Origin of the sequence: Mesorhizobium sp. Ca11 (assembly GCF_020165275.1) — a bacterium.
In the GTDB taxonomy this organism is placed as follows: Bacteria; Pseudomonadota; Alphaproteobacteria; order Rhizobiales; family Rhizobiaceae; genus Mesorhizobium.
Genome location: NZ_JAIUHU010000008.1, coordinates 1 through 19,050, shown reverse-complemented (window position 1 = coordinate 19,050; position 19,050 = coordinate 1). Strand labels below are relative to the sequence as shown.

Here is a 19,050-nt window from a genome sequence, read left to right as displayed (position 1 = left end):
ACCTCTGACGCGGAATACTCATGCTATTCTCGCACGGGCGAAGCAAATGCCGCGAGGTGACGGATGCCGCAAAAAAGCGCTGGCCTGCTGATTCACAGGCGCACCGCCGGTGTGTTCGAATTCCTGCTCGTCCACCCGGGCGGGCCGTTCTGGGCAAGAAAGGATGAAGGCGCGTGGACCATCCCGAAAGGACTGATCGGCGATAACGAGGATGAGCTCGAGGCCGCCAAGCGGGAAGCCGAAGAAGAGCTCGGCGTCACCGTCGACGGCGATTTCCGGCCGCTCGGCAGCTACAAGCAGCCGGGCGGGAAGATCATCATCGCATGGAGCGTCGACGCGGACATCGATGCGGATGCCGTCAGGAGCAATATGTTCACGATGGAGTGGCCGCCGAAATCGGGGACCATGAAAGCGTTTCCTGAAGTCGACAAGGCCGGCTGGTTTTCGCTGCCCGAAGCCGGCGTCAAAATTCTCAAGGGCCAACGCCCCATGCTCGACGATTTCCTGGAGCGACGCAGCGCCGAATAGGCGGCTGCCTCGCTATCCTGCCTCGCCCGCAATCGCCCTCACCGAGGCATGATGCCGGCGCAGCGCGGCGAGGAAGCCGGCGCGAGCATCGGGCGGCTCGAGGCCTCGTGGCTCGTAGACGTGACGGGTGAAGAAGAAGCCGCTCAGCCGGAACGCGTCCTCCAGGGCTGCCGCATCGGCGCGCAGGCCGGAGCCGCGCTGCAGGAAGGCGGGCAGCGCCAGCATCTTGTCGTGCCAAGGCGCGCCGGCTTCGCGCGACACGGCGCGCCCGGATTTCGGCGAGACATAGGCAAGATCCTGCCTGGTGCCGGTCGCCGCGCATTGGCTGAGATCGAGGCCGAAGCCCAGTTCATCGAGGATAAGCAGCTCGAAGCGCGCCACCAGCTCTCCCGCCGCGTCGGCATCGTCCAGGTGCGAAATCATCACGGCGAGCGCCTCATAAAGGCCGCCATGGGCGTCGCGCTCGGGCAGCAGCCTCAGATGCGCGGCCATGGTCTGCAGGCCGTAGACGGCGACGGCGCTGTCCATCAGCCGCGCAGCGTTCATCTCGATCGCTTCGGCCTGGAAGATGCCGAGATGCTCGTCGAGCCGCGCCCGCCACAGAAGATCGACGCGGTTGCCGGGCTGCAGCACCGGCTGCTGCTTGCGCGAGCGCCCGCCCCGCACCAGACCGAGATGGCGGCCATGGACACGCGTCATCACCTCGAGGATGGCGCTGGTTTCGCCATGCCTGCGAGTGCCGAGAACGATTCCCTCGTCGCGCCATTCCATGAGTAGAGCTTTTCACCCGTTGGGTGGTGAAATCAAGAGAGGGAAGAGTTGTACGCATGATGTGCGTACGCTATATTTGACGTGAAGGAAGATACCCATGCCCAAAATAGCTACCGACAAATCCGAGCGTTTCAACATCCGCATACGGCCGGCGCAAAAGGCCATGATAGCTCGCGCGGCGGCGCTGTCGAACAAGGATATGACCGACTTCATCCTCGACAAAGTGCTGCCCGAGGCTGAGGCCGTGATCAAGGCGGTCGAGAAAATTGAGGTCTCCGAGCACGATTTCAAGCGTATTCTCGATTTGCTTGAGCATCCGCCTAAGCCCAACGCGAAGTTGCGGGCTGCCATCGCAGCGCTTCCTGACACCATATGACGCTGCCAGGTTGGCACGAGGAGCCGATTTCGAAATCGCATGATCGTGCGTCCTTCGACTGCGGCGACGAGCAGATGAACGATTTTCTGCGGCGCTTCGCCAGGCAGAGCCATGAGCAAAACGCATCGAAAACGTTTTGTGCTGTCGACGGCGCAAATCCAAGCCGCATTCTTGGCTTCTATACGATCGCTCCGTCCGCCGTTGCCCACGAGCAAGTGCCAGCGACCCTGACCAAGGGGCTCGCCCGACATGAAGTGTCCGGTTTCAAGCTTGCCCGCCTTGCAACCGATCTGACCGTGACCGGACAAGGGCTCGGTGGCCAACTCCTCGCCGCAGCGGCCTTGCGCTGCCTGCGGGTTGCGGCCGAAAGCGGCGGCCTCCTGCTGATCATCGATGCCAAGAGCGAGCGCGCCGCTAGCTGGTACCGCGGATATGGAGCCGAGCCACTTTTGGAGCGGCCGCTGACGCTTGTGATGCCACTGGCGTCCTTTGCAGCTGATTTCAGCGGCAAAGGCCTATTGTAGTCCCGTAACCCAGCGCCGATGATCGGCAAGCACCGCGTCGATCACGCGGCGCTGCCTTTCGGCCTCTGCCTGGTTGGCGTCGTGGCCGGCGACGGTGATCAGCGCCTTCCACAGCGCCCAGCCGCGACCACGCGCCCAGGTGGCGTCATCGACGGCAATGCGGGTGCGAAAAGCCTCGCGGCTTTCGCCTTCGAAGAACGTCCAGCTTATAGCAAGATCGCAGGATGGGTCGCCGATGCCGCAGGTGCCAAAATCGATGACGGCGCTCAAGCTGCCGTCCTCGACCAGAAGATTGCCCGAGGCGACATCGCCGTGGAACCAGACCGGCGAGCCATGCCAGGTGGCGGCGAGTGCCGCGTCCCACACGGTGGTCGCGGCTTGCGTGTCGATCCGGCCTTCGAGCGCGGCGATGGCCTGCCGCGCCTCGCCGTCATAGACACTCAGCGATCCACCGCGATGGAAATTGTGCTGGCCGGGCGCGGGCCCGTCCGTCGGTTCGATGCCCCTCAAAGCGACAAGGAAATCAGCGAGCGCGACGGCAAACGCGGGGAGATCGGCAATGCGTGCATTCCTCGCCGTCTCGCCCTCGATCCAGCGATAGACGGACCAATGCCAGGGATACCCCGCCGCCGGCTCGCCCATGGCCAATGGCGTTGGAATGGGCAGCGGCAGGAGCGGCGCAAGTTTCGGCAGCCAGCGATGCTCCTTCTCGACCTGCAGCGAATAGGGGGCCGCGCTTGGCAGCCTGATGGTCATCTCATCGCCAAGATGGAAGGTGCGGTTATCCCAGCCGCCGAACTCGACCGGGCTGACCGGCAGATGCCGCCATTGCGGAAACTGTGCATCGACCAGCCGGCGGACGAGATCGGTATCGATGGTTATCTTTGGATTATGCAATGTCGCTGGCCCGTTGCCGGGTCCTTCTACGCGGCATGCATCAATGGGGAAACTCCAGCCCCATCTCGCGGTAGCGCTCGGGGTCGTCGCCCCAGTTCTCGCGCACCTTCACAAACAGGAAGAGGTGCACCTTCTGCTCCAGAATGCCAGCGATCTCCATCCGCGCGGCTTGCCCGATGGCGCGGATCGTCTCGCCCTTGTGGCCGAGCACGATCTTCTTCTGGCTGTCGCGCTCGACATAGATGACCTGCTCGATGCGCACCGAGCCGTCCTTCTTCTCTTCCCACTTCTCGGTCTCGATATGCGAGGAATAGGGAAGCTCCTGATGCAGTCTCAGATAAAGTTTTTCGCGCGTGATCTCGGCCGCGAGCTGGCGCATCGGCAGGTCGGAGATCTGGTCCTCCGGATAGTACCAGGGACCGGCCGGAAGCGTCTCGGCGAGATAATCGAGCAGGTCCTTGCAGCCGGAGCCGGTCAGCGCGGAGACCATGAAAGTGCGCTTGAAGGGCACGCGTTCGTTCGCGGTCGCGGCCAGGGCGAGAAGCGTTTCCGGCTTGACGCGGTCGACCTTGTTGAGAACCAGAAGCATCGGCTGCCTGACGTCCTTCAGCCGGTCGAGGATGGCATCGGCATCGCCCTTGATGCCGCGCTCGGCGTCAATCAGCAGCACTACGACATCGGCATCCTTGGCGCCGCCCCAGGCGGTGGTCACCATCGCCGTGTCCAGCCGCCGCTTCGGCTTGAAGATGCCCGGCGTGTCGACGAAGACGATCTGCGCGTTGTCATGCGTGGCAATGCCGCGCACGATGGCGCGGGTGGTCTGCACCTTGTGGGTGACGATCGACACCTTGGCGCCGACGAGCTGGTTGACCAGCGTCGACTTGCCGGCATTTGGCGCGCCGATCAGCGCTACGAAACCGGAGCGCGTCGCGGGGACTTGAGTGGTTTCCGTTTCTGTCATGCCGCGCTCCATACGCCTTCGCGCAGCAAAAGAGTAGCCGCCGCGGCCTGCTCGGCCTCGCGCTTGGAGCGGCCGCTGCCGACGGCGGGCGCGAAAGAGCCGACTTTTACGCTGACCGTGAACACCGGGTCGTGGTCCGGTCCGTCACGGCCGTCGATATGGTAGGCGGGCACGGCGCCGGCGGCGGCCTGATGCGCCCATTCCTGCAATTCGGTCTTGGCATCGCGGCGGGCAGCGCCCATCGCCTGCGAGCGCGGCTGCCAGTAGCGGTGGATGAACGCGCGCGCCGCGTCCATCCCGCCGTCGAGATAGAGCACGGCGATCAGCGATTCCAGCGCATCGGCGCGCAGATTGGTGCGCTTGCGGCCCTCGAGATTGCGCACATCGGAACCGGCGCGCACCAATTCCGGCAGGCCGATCTGTTCGGAGATTTCCGACAGCGCCTCGGCATTGACCAGCGCGTTGAGGCGCAGCGAAAGCTCGCCTTCGGCGGCATCGGGAAAGGAGGCGAGCAGCATGTCGGCCACGACGAGGCCGAGAACACGGTCCCCAAGGAATTCGAACCGCTCATAGTCAACGCCGGCATGGGTCGAACGGGCGCTGGCATGGGTCAGCGCCCGCTGCAGGCGCTGGCGGTCGGCGAAGACATGGCCGGTGCGCTCGACAAGCGCTTCGGCAAGGGCATCGGCGGTCAAACGCTTGCTGGCCGCCATCGCTCTAGTGGACGAAATGGAACAGGCGCCCGGCGCGCATCAACGACGGCCATTTCCATATCTCGAGCGGGCTCGCCTTGCCGGCGATCGAGAAGAAGATGAGGTTGGCGCGGCCGACAAGGTTCTCGGCCGGCACATAGCCGACGGCAAAGCGGCTGTCGGAGGAATTGTCGCGATTGTCGCCCATCATGAAATAGTGCCCAGGCGGCACGACGAATTCGCGCGTGTTGTCGCCGATCGAATCGGAATTGATGTCGAGCGTGTCGTAACTGACGCCGTTCGGCAGCGTTTCGCGGTAGACATCGATCGGCCGGTTTTCTTCGGTGACATCGGGATTGTCGATCTGGCCGGTCTTCACGCGCGGCACGCCGACGTCATTGATGAAAAGCTGGCCGTCCTTCACCTGAATCTTGTCGCCGGGCAGGCCGACGACGCGCTTGATGTAATCGACCGACGGATCCGGCGGGAACTTGAACACCACCACGTCGCCGCGCTTGGGCTCGGAACCCCAGATGCGGCCCGAGAAGAGATCGGGACCGAAGGGCAACGAGTAACGCGAATAGCCATAGGCCCATTTGGTGACGAAGAGATAGTCGCCTTCGAGCAGCGTCGGCCGCATCGAGCCGGACGGAATGGAGAAAGGCTGGAAGAGCAGCGTGCGGATGACGAGCGCGAGCAGCAGAGCCTGGATGATGACGGAAAAGGTCTCACCAAGCCCGCCGGATTTCTTCTGCGATTTTTCAGCCACGCTCATGTCGTCCTCGATTGTGCGATGTTGGTATAGAGTCTCGGCGGGCGCTGGGCAACGTCATGCCGCTCGTGGTCAGATGGAATCAATGTGGCGCTTGTTCGGCGGGCACTGCCTCGATGATCACAAAGGCTTGAGCAAGCGGGAAATCGTCGGTGATGGTGAGATGGATGAGGGCGCGGTGGCCTTTCGGCAGGATTTTCTCCAGCCTGGCCGCGGCGCCGCCGGTCAGCGCCATGGTCGGCGCGCCGCTCGGCAGGTTGACCACCCCCATGTCGCGCCAGAACACGCCCTCGGCCATGCCGGTACCCAACGCCTTGGCACAGGCTTCCTTGGCGGCGAAGCGCTTGGCATAGGAAGCCGCGCGGGCGGCACGCTTTTCCGACTTGGCCTGCTCGACCTCGGTATAGATGCGCTGGACGAAGCGCTGGCCGTGCCGCTCCAGCGATTTCTCGATACGTCTGATGTCGATCAGGTCGCTGCCGATGCCGATGATCATTCCGCCGGCACTTCCCGTCGGCCCTGCCGCGCTTTCTTCTCGGCACGCTCGGCCATGCGCTTCCGGCGCTGCTCGCGAAACACCGTCATGCCCCAGCGGGTGATGGCGTAGAACAGGAGCCCGAAGACCAGGCCGAGCGGCACCGCGCCGATCAGCATCGGCTCCAGAATGGGGTGCCAGAGCTTGGCGAAGGAAAGCTTGTGCATCATTTCGCCCAGATGCTCGGGCGGGCCGTGCTTCGGCAGATGCTCATGCAGGAGCAGCTTGCCGATCTCCCAGGACGCGCCCCACAAAAGCGGGAAGGTCAGCGGATTGCCGAAGAACACCGCGCCGAGCGCTGCCGCGACCAGATTGCCGGCGATGATCCAGCACAGCACGGCGGCGACGATGAAGTGGAAGCCAAGCGGGAAGAAGGAGGCGAAAACGCCCGCGGCGACACCGGCGGCGACGGAATGCGGCGTCGCCTTCAGCCGCAGGATGCGTTTTGAGAAATACTGCACGGAACGCGAGAACGAGCGGCGCGGCCAAAGATAAGTACGCACCTGTTCCAGGAAGCCATCAGGCTCTCGGCGTCGAAAAAGCACTCTGTTCCAGTTCCCGGTCCAATACGCGCTGCCCCTACCCACCGGGTCGCGCAAACACATCTTGCGCTTCGAGGGCGCAGAAAGGCAACAAGCTTTGATATAGCGACGACCGGGCCGCGCAACAACGAACGCCGCCGCGATGGTCTGCCGCAGCCTGTAACAACAGCGTCATTCTGGCGAAACTGAGGAAAACAACCCGGATGCGGAGCCGATGATGACCGTTAGACCGGCGCGGGCGGAGGACGCCGGGGCGCTGACCACGTTTCGCGCCGTCGCCTGGAACGCGCCCTTCTATCGCAAGGCCGGATTTCGCATCCTGGAAGACGCCGAGATTGACGAACGGCTGGCAAGCCTGCTCGACGACGAGGCCAGGCACGGCATGCCTACGGGCCAGCGCTGCGCCATGCGGCTCGATCTCAGCCGAGTTGATACTCGCTGACCTCGACCAGATTGCCGTCCGGATCGCGGAAATAGACCGACATCATCTTGCCGCGCGCGCCGGTGCGTTCGACCGGACCGACTTCGATCGCCACGCCATTGGCCTCGAGGCTGGCCTGGACCTCGGCAAGCGGCACTGCCGCCACGAGGCAGAAATCGCCGGAACCCGGCGTCGGCGCCTTCGCCTTCGGCTCGAAGGTGCGACCGACTTCGTGCAGGTTGATCTTCTGCGAGCCGAACAGAAGCGCGGTCGGCCGGTTCGGTTCGTCGAGCCGCCGCATGCCGAGCACCCGCCGGTAGAAATCGCAGGTCGCTTCCAGCGAGCGGACCGTCAGCACGAAATGGTCGATCCCGGCGATCATTGTCACCTCGGCGCGCGTCTCCGGCAAAGAGATTCAAGCGACGCGCTCAAGCGCCTGTTTTCATACATTGCGATGTCAGATGTTGCGGCTTCCCGGCTTAACGGCTGGAATCGCGGCAAGTTCCGGCGGCAGGCGGTCGGCGGGATAGGCCGGCACTTCATATTCGGCAAGCGCGATCAGCGGCACGCCGACATCGGTCTTGCCGGCCGAACGGTCGATGATGCAAGCGGCGGCCACGACCTCGGCGCCAAGCTCGCGCAGGCAGTCGATGGTCTCGCGGATCGACAGGCCGGTGGTGACGATGTCCTCGACGATGACGACGCGCGAGCCCTTGGCAATCTCGAAGCGGCGCAACCTGAATTCGCCCCCTTCCCGCTCGACCCAGATCGCCGGGACACCGAGATGACGCGAGGTCTCATAGGCCGGGATCAGGCCGCCGATGGCCGGGCCAACGACGTAGTCTATCCCGCCCGGCACCGCCTTGCGGATCTTCTCGGCCAGCGCCTTGCACAGGCGCTCGGTTTTGTCGGCATGCATGAACACGCGGGCCTTCTGCAGGAAGACCGGACTGCGCAGTCCGGACGTCAGGATGAAATGCCCTTCGAGCACGGCGCCGGCCTCGCGGAAAATGTCCAGCACTTCGTCGGTGTTCATTGTTCGGTCCCCCTTGGCGAGTGGTGAAGGGTGAATGGTTAATGGCAGTGAGAGCACCTTCTATTCATCCATTCACACGCCGCGCATCGCTGACACTCGAATTGTCCTTGAGCTGCGACAGCAGCCGGTTGAGGTGCTTCAGGTCCCAGACCTCGAGATCGATCAGCATCTCGGTGAAATCGGGTGCGGTGCGTATCATCGACAGCGTGTGGATGTTGGCATCGTTGGATGCGACGACCTGAGCGATGTCGGCCAACGAACCGGGCGCATTGATGGCGGTGACCGAGATGCGCGCCGGAAAACGTTCCTTGGTGCGCTCGTCGATGTCCCAGCGCACGTCGATCCAACGCTCGGGCTGGTCGTCGAAGGCCTGCAAAGCCGGCGACTGGATCGGATAGATAGTGATGCCGGTGCCGGGCTGGATGATGCCGACGATGCGATCGCCGGGTACAGCGCCCTCCGGCGCGAAACGCACCGGCAGGTCGCCGCGCACGCCGCGGATCGGCACCGCGCCGTCGCGCTGCTGGTCCTTGTCCTTCTTCGCGGCGCGGGTGCCCGGCATCTGGAACAGCATGCCGGCGGCGTTGCGGATCTTCGACCAGCCCTCCTCGCGCTGCTTGGGCGCCGCGACGGTGACACGCTCATCCTTATAATCGGGGAAGACCGCTTTCATGACATCGGTGGAACTCAGCTCGCCGCGGCCGACCGAGGCCAGCACGTCCTCGATATCCTTGCGCGCCAGCCGGTGCAGCACCGGCTTCAGGCTCTCCTTGGTGAATGTCTTGCCGGCGCGCTCGAAGGCGCGCTCCAGGATGCGGGCTCCGAGGCCGGAATATTGCTTGCGGATCGCATTCTTGGTGGCGCGGCGGATGGCGGCGCGCGCCTTGCCGGTGACCACGACCGATTCCCAGGCGGCGGGCGGCACCTGCGCCTTGGAGCGGATGATCTCGACCTCGTCGCCGTTCTTGAGCTCGGTCATCAACGGCATGATGCGGCCATTGACCTTGGCGCCGACGCAGGTGTCGCCGACATCGGTGTGGACGGCATAGGCGAAGTCGATGGGAGTAGCCCCGCGCGGCAGCGCGATCAGCATGCCCTTGGGCGTGAAGCAGAACACCTGGTCCTGGAACAGCTCCAGCTTGGTGTTCTCGAGGAAATCCTCCGGATTGTCGCCTTCGGCCAGTTGCTCGATGGTGCGCCGCAGCCAGGCATAGGCGTTGGTCTCCCTGGAGATCGCATGGCCCGCGCCGTTCATCTTGCCGCCGGTATCCTTGTAGATCGAATGCGCGGCGACGCCATATTCGGCGATCTTGTTCATCTCCCTGGTGCGGATCTGCAATTCGACGCGCTGGCGCGACGGGCCGACGATGGTGGTGTGGATCGAACGGTAGTCGTTCTGCTTGGGCGTCGAGATGTAATCCTTGAAACGGCCTGGCACCATCGACCAGGTGGTGTGGATGGCGCCAAGCGCGCGGTAGCAGTCGTCGACCGAATCGACCACGACGCGAAAACCGAAGATGTCGGAGAGCTGCTCGAAGGAGAGCGCCTTGGCCTCCATCTTGCGGAACACCGACCACGGCTTCTTCTGCCGGCTCTTCACGCTCGCCTTGATGTCGTGTTTTTCGAACAGGCCCGACAGCGCCGTCTCGATCTCCTGCAGGACGCCCCTGTTGCGCTCGAAAATCTCGGCAAGCCTTGCCGTAACGGCGCGGTAAGCCTCCGGATTGATGTAGCGGAAGGCTATTTCCTCCAGCTCCTCGCGCATGCCTTGCATGCCCATGCGCCCGGCCAGCGGCGCATAGATCTCCATCGTCTCCTCGGCGATGCGCAGGCGCTTGGCTTCCGGCATATGGTCGAGGGTGCGCATGTTGTGCAGGCGGTCGGCGAGCTTGACGAGCAGAACGCGGACGTCCTCGGAGATCGCGAGCAGGAGCTTGCGCAGGTTTTCCGCCTGCTCGGCCTTTTTCGAGACCAGATCGAGCTTCTTCAGCTTGGTGAGCCCCTCGACCAGCTTGCCCATCTCGGGGCCGAAGAGCTCGTCGATCTCAGCGCGGGTCGCGGTCGTATCCTCGATCGTGTCATGCAGCAGGGCAACGGCGATGGTCGCCTCGTCCATATGCATGTCGGTGAGGATGGCCGCGACTTCGAGGGGATGCGAGAAATAGGGATCGCCCGAGGCGCGCTTCTGATGGCCATGCTTCTGCATGGCATAGACGTAGGCCTTGTTGAGCAGCGCCTCGTTGACGTCAGGCTTGTAGCGCTGGACGCGCTCGACAAGCTCATACTGACGCATCATGGGCGGGATCTCGCGGTGCTGAAATGATTGATGCGCCGCACCGACGTGCGACGCATCTCATAGATAGCCACGAAACCTAAGATACGGAAGTCCTGGATGGTTGATCCAACCCGGACAAAAGCACTTAGTAGTCGTCGCTCTTTTCCGGCGGCACCAGACCTTCGATGCCGGCGAGCAAGTCTTCCTCGCTCATGCGGTCGAAAGTGACGTTCTCCTCGGCGTCGTCGGCGTCGGCGGCAACGGCGGTCGCGCCGGTCTGGTCGGCGATCGCCTCGCCCTCGGCTTCCGGCTCGTCGACCTCGACATGCTTCTGCAGCGAGTGGATCAGGTCTTCCTTGAGGTCGTCGGGAGACAACGTCTCGTCTGCGATCTCGCGCAGTGCGATGACCGGGTTCTTGTCATTGTCGCGCGGAACGGTGATCTGCGCGCCCTGGCTGATCTGGCGGGCGCGATGGCCGGCGAGCAGCACGAGTTCAAAACGGTTGTCGACCTTGTCGATGCAATCTTCAACGGTTACGCGGGCCATGGACTGCCCCTTTCATGCGATGGATTTGATGGAAAGCTGGCGCGCTCCATAACGCGGGCGCGGCCGAAATACAAGCTTTATGGCGCCAGCGCCGGCTTGGCGGGCCGTTGCCCGGCTCATCATCGCGCCACGCCGTGAAGCTACCCACATAGTGGCGATCACAATTGCTTGCAACACAGGGCCATGCCCTTGGATATCCACAAATTGCGCGTTATCTCGGAGGTGACGGTACAAAGGTCCATTTGCCGGACCTATTCGTCAAGCGCTTTTAGACGACAAAAATTTTCGAAAGGAATGTTTTTCAATGTTCGATCCCCGTGAAAAGATCGCTCTTTTCATCGACGGCGCCAATCTCTACGCCACGTCCCGCGCGCTGGGCTTCGACATCGACTACCGCAAGCTCCTGTCGAGCTTCCAGAAGCGCGGCTACCTGCTGCGCGCCTATTATTACACCGCGCTGGTCGAGGATCAGGAATATTCGTCGATCCGGCCGCTGATCGACTGGCTGGATTATAACGGCTTCAAGGTGGTGACGAAGCCCGCCAAGGAATTCACCGACTCGACCGGCCGCCGCAAGATCAAGGGCAATATGGACATCGAGTTGACCGTCGATGCGCTAGAGCTCGCCGATGTCGTCGACCATTATGTCATCTTCTCCGGCGACGGCGACTTCCGCACGCTGGTCGAAGCGCTGCAGCGGCGCGGCCGCAAGGTGTCGATCATCTCGACCATGGCCTCGCAGCCGCCGATGATCTCCGACGATCTGCGCCGCCAGGCCGATCATTTCATCGACCTGATGACGCTGAAGAGCGAGGTCGGCCGCGATCCGTCCGAGCGGCCGGCGCGCCGGCCGGAACCCGCCGAAGTCGACGAGGAAGATTATTGACGGCGGCGGCCTTGACCGCCGTGCCCTCCCCCGAACCCAGCCGTGACTGCCCGCTTTGCCCGCGGCTGCATGATTTCATCGCCGCCTGGCGCGAGCGTGAGCCCGGCTGGTTCAACGCGCCAGTGCCGACCTTCCTGCCGCCGGAGGGTGAAGATTCAGTCCGGCTCCTGATCGTCGGGCTGGCGCCCGGCCTGCGCGGCGCCAACCGCACGGGGCGCCCCTTCACCGGCGACTATGCCGGCGACCTGCTCTATGGCACGCTGATCGCCCACGGTTTTGCGCGTGGCGAGTTCAAGGCAAGGCCGGATGACGGCTTGCAACTCGTCGGCACGGCCATAACCAATGCGGTGCGCTGCGTGCCGCCGGAGAACAAGCCGGTGGGCGCCGAGATCGCCACCTGCCGGACCTTTCTCAAGCCGACCATCGCGCGCTTTCCCAACCTGCGCGCTATCCTGACGCTGGGTGCGATCGCGCATCAGTCGACGGTGCGGGCGCTGGGCGAGCGCGTCGCGGCCTTTCCGTTCCGCCATGGCGGGAGGCAGCAAGCTGGCGGCATCGCGCTGTTTTCCAGCTACCACTGCTCACGCTACAACACCAATACGGGCGTGCTGACGCAGGAGATGTTCGTCAGCGTGTTCAAGGAGATTGCGGCGTTCCTGAAGAGCTAGATTCAGGCGGCTTCCTGTCGGTCTGAGACCCACTCATACCGGCAGCAGCGCATCCGGCTTCACGTCGCCGATGGAGGTATAAGTGTGCGTCTCCTTCACTCCCGGCAGTGCGAGAATGACCCGCGTCAGGAAATCCTGATAGGCGGCCATTTCCGAGATGCGCGCCTTTACCAGATAGTCGAAGCCGCCGACCACCATGTGGCACTCGAGAACCTCGGGCGCCTTGGTCACCGCCTCGGCGAAGCGCTCGAAAATATGCGGCGCCGTGTGATCGAGACGCACCTCGATGAAGACGAGCGTACCGCGTCCGATCTTTGCCGGATTGAGCACGGCCCTGACCGCGGTGATGTAGCCTTCCCGAAACAGCCGCTTCACCCGTAGGCTGGTGCCGGTCGGCGAGAGGCCGACACGCGCCGCCAGATCAAGTGTGGTGCGACGCCCATCTTCTTGCAGCAATCGCAGGAGATTGCGGTCGACGCCGTCGAGGTCGCTTGCTTCAGCATTCACGCTAGATCTGCCTCCAATCTGCGAGTTTCGCTCGAATTTCGAGAAAAGAGCGTATTTTGCCGCGGGCTTTTCGGCAATAGCCTGCGCTTTCATCGCTTTGTGCGGAGATGATCTTCGATGGCGATGTCACGACGGCGGCGGAACATGGCGGACGCGCGAGACTCAGGAAACTCCAGGCTGGCGATCATCGCGGGTCTCATTATGATCGGCATCTACGCCATCCAATTCGTCGCCGCCCGCTTCAGCCTCAGGGAGCATCTGACGGCGACGGATCTGGCCGCCTTGCGCTTTGGCGGCGCGGGGGTGGTCTTTCTGCCGATCGTCTGGCACGGCGGCTTTGTAAGCATGAGGGCGCTCGGTTGGCGCCGGGCCCTGGCATTGGCGGCGCTGGCCGGATTGCCTTATCCGCTGATCATCAATTGGGGCCTGACCTATGCCCCTGCCGCCCATGCGGCCGCGCTTTGTCCAGCGTCGATCGTCTTCTTTTCGTTCCTGCTGTGACGCATCGTCTTCAATGACGGCGCTTCGCGGCAACGGACCATCGGTGTCCTCGCGATTGTCGCCGGCCTGTCGCTGTTCATCGCGCCGGGGCGCGACGGCACCGGCGGCGTTCTCTTCGGCGATATGCTTTTCATCGGATCGGGCCTGATGTTTTCGGCCTATGCCGTTCTTGTCAGGCGCTGGCGTGCCGATCCCGTTACGGCCACGGCCGCGGTAGTGCTCCTGTCCTGCCTGCCGCTGCCGGTTCTCTACTTCGTCGCACCAAGCCATATCCATGCCGCGGCCACCACGGAGATCATCAGCCAGATAGCGATCCAGGGGATTCTGGCCGGCGCGGCAGCCATGTTCCTCTATACCTATGTCGTCGGGCAGTTGGGGCCGCAGACGGCATCGCTGTTCCTGCCCGGCATACCCATCGCACCGTGGCTGTCGGCATGGCGGTACTCGGCGAAGAGCCGATGACGATCCAGTTCGCAGCCATTGCCATCATGGCCGCCGGGATGGGCTTGTCAGCGATCGGAGGGCGGATTGCCAATAGACGCCTTAATGCACCGGCGCCGGGAGATCGTAAGCCTTCAGCGGTACGGCAAGCGATTCAAGGACCGGCAATTCAAGGCGTCGGCGCAAACAACTTCGCCAGCGTCTCGCGGCTGCCCTTCAGGACGTTGAGATCGACATCGCCTTCGATGCCGTCGACGCGACCCATATTGTGATACTGCCAGTAGATCCAATCGTTCTCGCGCGGTCTCGTCGCCAGAGAACGCAACCAGCGCCGGCGGCTAAGAATGCTGCCGGAATAGGCGTCTGCCGCCTCGTCGGTCAGATAGAAAATCGCCTGCTTGCCGAATGCCGTCTCGACCGGGTCGAGGAAAGCGGCAAGCTCGGCGTTCAACTGCTCGGGCGATGGGCGCTGCGGACAATTGCCGCCGAACTCGATGTCGACCACCGGCGGCAGAAGCGGCTCACCGCGCGGCACCACCGACATGAAGTTCTTCGCCTGGTCGGCGCCTGGCCGGCAGAAGGTGAAGAAGTGATAGGCGCCGACCGCCAGGCCGGCCGCGCGGGCCTCGCGCAGGTTGATAGAGAATTGCGTATCGACATGGGTGCCGCCTTCGGTCGCCTTGATGATGGCGAAGGCGACATCGTCGGCGGCGACGCGGGGCCAGTCGATCTTTCCCTGATGATGCGAGACGTCGATGCCCCGGATCGGAAACTCCTCGCGATCCGGGGAAAAGCCGCGGAACCAGAAGAAGGCGCCCGCCACGACGGCACTGGCGACAACCGCTACGGCAAGGCCCCAGAAAACAATCCGCTTCCCCAAGACCACCCCTGCCGCAAAGGCTCGTGCGCGCCTGACCGGAGAACCGGCCAGTGGCTTTTTTCAGGCGGCCGGCGCTGCCAGCCCTGGAGGCTCAGCCGCGCTCCTTCAGCAGCCGGCCCTTCTCGCGCGACCAGTCGCGCTGCTTCTCTGTCTCGCGCTTGTCATGCAGCTTCTTGCCTCGCGCAACGGCGAGAAGCAGCTTGGCGCGGCCGCGGTCGTTGAAATAGATTTTCAGCGGCACCAGCGTCATGCCTTCGCGCTCGACGCTTTGCGAGAGCTTTGCCATCTCGCGCTTGGAGACCAGCAACTTACGACGGCGGCGCGGCTCGTGATTGAAGCGGTTGGCCTGCAGATATTCCGGCAGATAGGAATTGATCAGCCAGATCTCGCCGCCCTCGGCCGAGGCGTAGCTTTCCTGGATGTTGGCCTGGCCTTGGCGCAGCGACTTGACCTCGGTGCCAGTCAGCACCAAGCCGGTCTCGATCGTGTCGAGCACCTCGTAGGAAAAGCGCGCCTTGCGGTTTTCCGCAACGGTCTTGTTGTTGGGATCGGTTTTCTTGACTTGATTCATGACGTCCAGAGTCCGTTTCGAAACTCGCTCCTGCGAGTCAGGTGAAGGTGTCAACAGAGCGCCGCGCGTTTTCTAAACGCGCAAAGGACGCTCTGCAGCCCGACTTTGCGCATGGTCCTTTCCGAAAGCGGATGCTTTCGGGGCCATGCGCGGAACCGGAGCGGAGCGTACATATAGTACGTGAGCACCGGAAGCGCAGGTGGCGCCTTCAGATGGCCGCAGGAGTAGAGTTTCCAAACGGGCTCGCTAATTAATCAAGCCGGCGTGCTTGAGCGCCGCGTCGAGCTTCTCGGCGGTCGAGGACTCGACCGTCACCAGCGGCGAACGGACCACGTTCTCGACCTTGCCCAGCTTCGACAGCGCGTATTTGGCGCCGGATACGCCAGGCTCAATGAAGATCGCCTTGTGCAACGGCAAGAGTCGGTCCTGCAGCTCGAGCGCCTTGGCGCTGTCGCCGGAAAGCGTCGCTTCCTGGAACTCGGAGCAAAGGCGCGGCGCGACATTCGAGGTGACCGAAATACAGCCGACGCCGCCATGAGCGTTAAAGCCGAGCGCGGAGGCATCCTCGCCGGAAAGCTGGATGAAATCCTTGCCGCAGGTCATGCGCTGCTCGGAGACGCGCTCGACCTTGCCGGTCGCGTCCTTGACGCCGGCAATGTTCTTGAAGTCGTGGCGCAGCCTGCCCATCGTCTCCGGCGTCATGTCGATCACCGAACGCGGCGGGATGTTGTAGATGATGATCGGCAGCTTGGTCGCCCTGGCGATGGCCGCGAAATGCTCATAGAGGCCGCGCTGCGTCGGCTTGTTGTAGTAAGGCGTGACCACAAGGGCGGCATCGGCGCCGGCCTGTTCGGCATACTTCACCAGGCCGACCGCTTCCTCGGTGTTGTTGGAGCCCGCGCCGGCCACCACCGGCACCCTGCCCTTGGCTACCTCGATGGCGACCTTGACGACATGGCGGTGCTCCTCATGCGAAAGCGTCGGCGACTCGCCGGTGGTGCCGACGGGAACGAGACCCTTGGTGCCCTCGGCGATCTGCCATTCGACAAACGAGCGAAAGGCTTTCTCGTCGAAGCGCCCGCTCTTTTCGAACGGTGTCACGAGCGCAGTCAGCGAGCCTCTCAGCATGTCGTCCAAACTCCTTGGAACTTTGTCGGTTTATGTATGTCGTCGTCCCAAAACCGGTTTCCGCTTCTGGGCGACATGCATCGGTGTTTCATCAGATCGGTCAGTGCGCGCCTTCTACCCGAAAGCGAAGCCGCGCACCATAGTCTCGACATGGTTCAGCGGCAACATCGGTGTAATGCCAGTGTCGTGGTTTTCGATGTTCGCTAGACGTTGATATCAGGCTCGGGGCGAACATCGAAAACCAAAACGATACTGGATTCGACAGTTGGCTGGTGTCCTGCGATTCTGAAATTCGCGCCGCGCCCGATATCAAGGTCATGCGAATTCAGAATCGGGATACCAGCAAGCGCCATTCGAACGGCCTCGATAACCTTTTGTTTACGAGCCCTTCACGACCTAAGTCTAGGCTTCGCATCGGGTTCTCAATGCCCGCGCCTGCTGGCGATGTGCTAGGATCATAAAATGCCGACGAGGCGGCCCCATCTTTTCGCGCTGCTGGGCGCGATCGTCGCGCTGACGCCTACCATGGCGATCGGTGGCAGCGTCGACGCGCGCGCGACGGCCTCGATTCCGGCGCCAGATGCGCCACAGGCGCCGGGCCAGACGCCGACCGCCCTCGACATAGCGCAACTGAAGAGCGGGCTCGATGCGCTTGCCGCCAACAACATCGTCGGCGCGCGCAATGCGCGCGACACGCTGCCCGCCACCTCGCTCGACCGGCACATCCTCGCCTGGGCGATCGCGCTTTACGGCGGTGACCAGGTGCCGAGCGGCGAGATTGCCGACGCGGCCAAGATGCTGCCTGGATGGCCGGGCACGATCGCGCTGCGCAAGAACAGCGAGCGTGCGCTCTATCGCGAAAACCCGCCGCCGCGGGTGGTCGTGCAGGCCTTCGGCCGCAGCCAGCCGCTGACGCCTGAGGGCGTCATCATCCTCGCCCGCTCGCAAGTGGCGCTTGGCAACCAGGCCGCGGCGCGGTCGGTGCTGGTACCCTTTTGGCGCACGGAAAAACTGGAAGCGAAGGATGAGGCAGCCGTCATCAAGGAATTCGGCACGCTGATCCCGGCGGCCGACCATCGCTACCGCATGGAGCGCATGTTCTATGCCGACCGGCCGTCGTCGGCGCTGCGGGTCGCCGGCCTCGCCGGCGCACAGCCGCTGGCGGATGCCTGGGCGGCGGTCGACAAGGGCGACAAGAACGCCGCCAAGCTGTTGAAGGCAGTGCCCGCAGTGCTGCGCTCCGCCGGCTATTTCTTCGCCGAGGCGGAGTATCTGCGAAAGCAGCAGAAATTCGCCGAAGCCGCTGCTGCCGTGATGAAAGCGCCGACGAACCGCGATTCGCTGGTCGACCCCGATGCCTGGTGGGTCGAACGCCGCGTGCTCTCGCGCGAGCTGGTCGACCGGGGCGACATGAAGACCGCCTACAAGATTGTCTCCATGCATGCGGCCGAAAGCCCGGCAAATGCCGCCGAGGCCGAATTCCACGCCGGCTGGTACGCGCTGCGCGGCCTCAACGATCCGGCGACCGCGGCCACTCACTTCAAGCGCATCACCGAGCTCGCCCAGGGACCGGTGTCGCTGTCGCGCGCCTATTACTGGCTCGGCCGGGCGGCGGAAGTCGGCGGCCCGGGCAGCGCCAAGGATTATTTCAACCGCGCGGCCAGCTACGGCACGACCTTCTATGGCCAGCTCGCCGGCGAGCGCGTGGGCTTAAGGACCCTAAACATCGCCTATCCGAAGCCGAGCGCGGCCGACCGCCAGAGCTTCGACGGCCGCGAGGTGGTGAGCGCGATCAAACGGCTGCAGGAAGCGGGCTATGACCGCTACGCCGAGACGCTCTACCGCGACCTTGCCGGCCAGCTGACCAGCCCGGGCGAGCTGGCGCTGCTAGCCGTGCTGGCCGAAAAGCAGGGCAACCATTTCATGGCGCTGAAGGTCGGCAAGATCGCCGCCCAGCGCGGCATCGATGTCGGCGCGCTTTCGCATCCGCTGGGCGTCATTCCCGATTCGGCCAACATTTCCGGATCCGGCAAGGCGCTCGCCTATGCCATCGCCCGCCAGGAAAGCGAGTTCAATATCGGCGCCGTTTCCAGCGCCGGCGCGCGCGGCCTGCTGCAGTTGATGCCGGGCACCGCCAAGCAGTTGGCAAAAAAGGCCGGCATGAATTTCTCGCAGGCGCGGCTGACGACGGATGCCGGCTATAACGCGACGCTGGGCTCGGCCTTCCTCGGCGAACAGCTCGACCGTTTCGGCGGCTCCTATGTGCTGACCTTCGCCGGCTACAATGCCGGCCCGAACCGCGCCGCCCAATGGGTGGCGAAATACGGCGACCCGCGCGGCAAGGACGTCGACGCCGTCGTCGACTGGATCGAGCGGATTCCCTACACGGAAACAAGAAGTTACGTGCAGCGTGTGATGGAGAATTACGAGGTCTACAAGATGCGTATTTCAGGCAAATACGACATCGTGGGCGATCTCGTGAATGGGCGGAGCTGAGGTTCTTCCTTCTCCCCCTGTGAGGGCTTTGCACGGGAGAGTGAATTCTGTTTGTTGGGCTAATGAGGCGTTTTTTGAAGGCCATGGGAGCGGTT

Annotated in this window: 24 protein-coding genes; 9 read left to right on the top strand and 15 right to left on the bottom strand. The window is 63.5% G+C overall.

Features of this window, described 5'->3' with window-relative positions:
* Window positions 1–63: 63 nt before the first annotated feature.
* Window positions 64–528 carry an NUDIX domain-containing protein gene (locus LB538_RS15640; RefSeq protein WP_224525159.1) on the top strand — a complete coding sequence of 155 codons (465 nt, stop codon included), beginning with the start codon at window positions 64–66 and terminating at the stop codon, window positions 526–528.
* A 12-nt stretch (window positions 529–540) separates the two neighbouring features.
* Here LB538_RS15640 and recO read toward each other — a convergent pair whose 3' ends face one another.
* Window positions 541–1,299 (bottom strand): DNA repair protein RecO, encoded by a 759-nt coding sequence (gene recO / locus LB538_RS15635; RefSeq protein WP_224525160.1) that lies wholly within the window; start codon window positions 1,297–1,299, stop codon window positions 541–543.
* Between the two features lie 97 nt (window positions 1,300–1,396).
* Between recO and LB538_RS15630 the strand changes: the two genes are divergently transcribed.
* On the top strand, window positions 1,397–1,675 hold the full coding sequence (locus tag LB538_RS15630; protein ID WP_224525163.1) for a DUF1778 domain-containing protein: 279 nt from the start codon (window positions 1,397–1,399) through the stop codon (window positions 1,673–1,675).
* A complete protein-coding gene (locus LB538_RS15625; RefSeq protein ID WP_224525165.1) occupies window positions 1,672–2,199 on the top strand; it encodes a GNAT family N-acetyltransferase in 528 nt (175 codons plus the stop codon). Before LB538_RS15630 ends, LB538_RS15625 begins: the two co-directional genes overlap by 4 nt.
* Here the strand turns inward: LB538_RS15625 and LB538_RS15620 are convergent.
* The 6 genes from LB538_RS15620 to LB538_RS15595 form a co-directional block, all read right to left on the bottom strand.
* Complete coding sequence (locus LB538_RS15620) at window positions 2,191–3,096, bottom strand: aminoglycoside phosphotransferase family protein (protein ID WP_224525169.1); 906 nt, start codon at window positions 3,094–3,096, stop codon at window positions 2,191–2,193. The two genes, LB538_RS15625 and LB538_RS15620, sit on opposite strands and share 9 nt — an antisense overlap.
* 40 nt (window positions 3,097–3,136) lie before the next feature.
* Window positions 3,137–4,069, bottom strand: coding sequence for a GTPase Era (gene era, locus LB538_RS15615; protein ID WP_224525172.1), 933 nt, complete (start codon window positions 4,067–4,069; stop codon window positions 3,137–3,139).
* A complete protein-coding gene (rnc, locus tag LB538_RS15610) occupies window positions 4,054–4,788 on the bottom strand; it encodes a ribonuclease III (RefSeq protein WP_411909030.1) in 735 nt (244 codons plus the stop codon). Before rnc ends, era begins: the two co-directional genes overlap by 16 nt.
* The gene (gene lepB, locus LB538_RS15605; RefSeq protein WP_095766934.1) at window positions 4,775–5,524 is read right to left on the bottom strand and encodes a signal peptidase I; all 750 of its coding nucleotides are present in this window, start codon (window positions 5,522–5,524) and stop codon (window positions 4,775–4,777) included. The genes rnc and lepB overlap by 14 nt, the downstream gene beginning before the upstream one ends.
* Before the next feature lie 79 nt (window positions 5,525–5,603).
* The gene (acpS, locus tag LB538_RS15600; protein WP_041009542.1) at window positions 5,604–6,017 is read right to left on the bottom strand and encodes a holo-ACP synthase; all 414 of its coding nucleotides are present in this window, start codon (window positions 6,015–6,017) and stop codon (window positions 5,604–5,606) included.
* The gene (locus LB538_RS15595) at window positions 6,014–6,601 is read right to left on the bottom strand and encodes a DUF2062 domain-containing protein (protein WP_095766933.1); all 588 of its coding nucleotides are present in this window, start codon (window positions 6,599–6,601) and stop codon (window positions 6,014–6,016) included. The genes acpS and LB538_RS15595 overlap by 4 nt, the downstream gene beginning before the upstream one ends.
* 214 nt (window positions 6,602–6,815) lie before the next feature.
* Between LB538_RS15595 and LB538_RS15590 the strand changes: the two genes are divergently transcribed.
* Window positions 6,816–7,040 (top strand): hypothetical protein, encoded by a 225-nt coding sequence (locus tag LB538_RS15590; protein WP_224525175.1) that lies wholly within the window; start codon window positions 6,816–6,818, stop codon window positions 7,038–7,040.
* Here LB538_RS15590 and LB538_RS15585 read toward each other — a convergent pair.
* From LB538_RS15585 to rpoZ, 4 genes are all read right to left on the bottom strand, one after another.
* Window positions 7,018–7,401: a VOC family protein gene (locus LB538_RS15585; protein ID WP_224525178.1), complete on the bottom strand. Its 384-nt coding sequence runs from the start codon at window positions 7,399–7,401 to the stop codon at window positions 7,018–7,020. The genes LB538_RS15590 and LB538_RS15585 overlap by 23 nt on opposite strands.
* A gap of 75 nt (window positions 7,402–7,476) precedes the next feature.
* The gene (gene pyrE, locus LB538_RS15580) at window positions 7,477–8,055 is read right to left on the bottom strand and encodes an orotate phosphoribosyltransferase (RefSeq protein WP_224525179.1); all 579 of its coding nucleotides are present in this window, start codon (window positions 8,053–8,055) and stop codon (window positions 7,477–7,479) included.
* A gap of 64 nt (window positions 8,056–8,119) precedes the next feature.
* Window positions 8,120–10,351, bottom strand: a complete 2,232-nt coding sequence (locus LB538_RS15575; protein WP_095766930.1) for a RelA/SpoT family protein — start codon at window positions 10,349–10,351, stop codon at window positions 8,120–8,122.
* Window positions 10,352–10,475: 124 nt separating this feature from the next.
* Complete coding sequence (gene rpoZ, locus LB538_RS15570) at window positions 10,476–10,877, bottom strand: DNA-directed RNA polymerase subunit omega (protein ID WP_095766929.1); 402 nt, start codon at window positions 10,875–10,877, stop codon at window positions 10,476–10,478.
* Window positions 10,878–11,181: 304 nt separating this feature from the next.
* On the opposite strand from rpoZ, the gene LB538_RS15565 reads away from it, so the two are divergent.
* Window positions 11,182–11,763, top strand: coding sequence for an NYN domain-containing protein (locus tag LB538_RS15565; protein ID WP_095766928.1), 582 nt, complete (start codon window positions 11,182–11,184; stop codon window positions 11,761–11,763).
* Entirely contained in the window at window positions 11,760–12,431 is a 672-nt protein-coding gene (locus LB538_RS15560) for a uracil-DNA glycosylase (RefSeq protein ID WP_411909024.1), read from the top strand. Before LB538_RS15565 ends, LB538_RS15560 begins: the two co-directional genes overlap by 4 nt.
* A 33-nt stretch (window positions 12,432–12,464) precedes the next feature.
* On the opposite strand, the gene LB538_RS15555 is transcribed toward LB538_RS15560, so the two are convergent.
* Complete coding sequence (locus LB538_RS15555; protein WP_224525181.1) at window positions 12,465–12,938, bottom strand: Lrp/AsnC ligand binding domain-containing protein; 474 nt, start codon at window positions 12,936–12,938, stop codon at window positions 12,465–12,467.
* A gap of 144 nt (window positions 12,939–13,082) precedes the next feature.
* Between LB538_RS15555 and LB538_RS15550 the strand changes: the two genes are divergently transcribed.
* Together LB538_RS15550 and LB538_RS15545 are read left to right on the top strand one after the other, a co-directional pair.
* Entirely contained in the window at window positions 13,083–13,439 is a 357-nt protein-coding gene (locus LB538_RS15550; RefSeq protein ID WP_224525182.1) for an EamA family transporter, read from the top strand.
* Between the two features lie 147 nt (window positions 13,440–13,586).
* Window positions 13,587–13,901, top strand: a complete 315-nt coding sequence (locus tag LB538_RS15545; RefSeq protein WP_224525183.1) for a hypothetical protein — start codon at window positions 13,587–13,589, stop codon at window positions 13,899–13,901.
* A gap of 148 nt (window positions 13,902–14,049) precedes the next feature.
* Here the strand turns inward: LB538_RS15545 and LB538_RS15540 are convergent, their stop codons facing one another.
* From LB538_RS15540 to dapA, 3 genes are all read right to left on the bottom strand, one after another.
* Window positions 14,050–14,766: a GH25 family lysozyme gene (locus LB538_RS15540; RefSeq protein ID WP_411909023.1), complete on the bottom strand. Its 717-nt coding sequence runs from the start codon at window positions 14,764–14,766 to the stop codon at window positions 14,050–14,052.
* Between the two features lie 85 nt (window positions 14,767–14,851).
* Window positions 14,852–15,331, bottom strand: a complete 480-nt coding sequence (gene smpB, locus LB538_RS15535) for an SsrA-binding protein SmpB (protein ID WP_224525185.1) — start codon at window positions 15,329–15,331, stop codon at window positions 14,852–14,854.
* Window positions 15,332–15,577: 246 nt separating this feature from the next.
* On the bottom strand, window positions 15,578–16,459 hold the full coding sequence (gene dapA, locus LB538_RS15530; RefSeq protein ID WP_224525187.1) for a 4-hydroxy-tetrahydrodipicolinate synthase: 882 nt from the start codon (window positions 16,457–16,459) through the stop codon (window positions 15,578–15,580).
* 462 nt (window positions 16,460–16,921) lie between these two features.
* Here dapA and LB538_RS15525 point away from each other — a divergent pair, with 462 nt between their 5' ends.
* Window positions 16,922–18,955, top strand: a complete 2,034-nt coding sequence (locus LB538_RS15525) for a lytic transglycosylase domain-containing protein (protein ID WP_224525189.1) — start codon at window positions 16,922–16,924, stop codon at window positions 18,953–18,955.
* Window positions 18,956–19,050: the final 95 nt, after the last annotated feature.

Bases quoted from the DNA above. Each gene is read 5' to 3' on its own strand.
- LB538_RS15640 (WP_224525159.1), top strand. From the start codon at position 64: ATGCCGCAAAAAAGCGCTGGCCTGCTGATTCACAGGCGCACCGCCGGT.
- recO (WP_224525160.1), bottom strand. From the start codon at position 1,299: ATGGAATGGCGCGACGAGGGAATCGTTCTCGGCACTCGCAGGCATGGC.
- LB538_RS15630 (WP_224525163.1), top strand. From the start codon at position 1,397: ATGCCCAAAATAGCTACCGACAAATCCGAGCGTTTCAACATCCGCATA.
- LB538_RS15625 (WP_224525165.1), top strand. From the start codon at position 1,672: ATGACGCTGCCAGGTTGGCACGAGGAGCCGATTTCGAAATCGCATGAT.
- era (WP_224525172.1), bottom strand. From the start codon at position 4,069: ATGGAGCGCGGCATGACAGAAACGGAAACCACTCAAGTCCCCGCGACG.
- lepB (WP_095766934.1), bottom strand. From the start codon at position 5,524: ATGAGCGTGGCTGAAAAATCGCAGAAGAAATCCGGCGGGCTTGGTGAG.
- acpS (WP_041009542.1), bottom strand. From the start codon at position 6,017: ATGATCATCGGCATCGGCAGCGACCTGATCGACATCAGACGTATCGAG.
- LB538_RS15590 (WP_224525175.1), top strand. From the start codon at position 6,816: ATGACCGTTAGACCGGCGCGGGCGGAGGACGCCGGGGCGCTGACCACG.
- LB538_RS15585 (WP_224525178.1), bottom strand. From the start codon at position 7,401: ATGATCGCCGGGATCGACCATTTCGTGCTGACGGTCCGCTCGCTGGAA.
- pyrE (WP_224525179.1), bottom strand. From the start codon at position 8,055: ATGAACACCGACGAAGTGCTGGACATTTTCCGCGAGGCCGGCGCCGTG.
- LB538_RS15575 (WP_095766930.1), bottom strand. From the start codon at position 10,351: ATGATGCGTCAGTATGAGCTTGTCGAGCGCGTCCAGCGCTACAAGCCT.
- rpoZ (WP_095766929.1), bottom strand. From the start codon at position 10,877: ATGGCCCGCGTAACCGTTGAAGATTGCATCGACAAGGTCGACAACCGT.
- LB538_RS15565 (WP_095766928.1), top strand. From the start codon at position 11,182: ATGTTCGATCCCCGTGAAAAGATCGCTCTTTTCATCGACGGCGCCAAT.
- LB538_RS15550 (WP_224525182.1), top strand. From the start codon at position 13,083: ATGGCGGACGCGCGAGACTCAGGAAACTCCAGGCTGGCGATCATCGCG.
- LB538_RS15545 (WP_224525183.1), top strand. From the start codon at position 13,587: ATGTTTTCGGCCTATGCCGTTCTTGTCAGGCGCTGGCGTGCCGATCCC.
- smpB (WP_224525185.1), bottom strand. From the start codon at position 15,331: ATGAATCAAGTCAAGAAAACCGATCCCAACAACAAGACCGTTGCGGAA.
- dapA (WP_224525187.1), bottom strand. From the start codon at position 16,459: ATGCTGAGAGGCTCGCTGACTGCGCTCGTGACACCGTTCGAAAAGAGC.
- LB538_RS15525 (WP_224525189.1), top strand. From the start codon at position 16,922: ATGCCGACGAGGCGGCCCCATCTTTTCGCGCTGCTGGGCGCGATCGTC.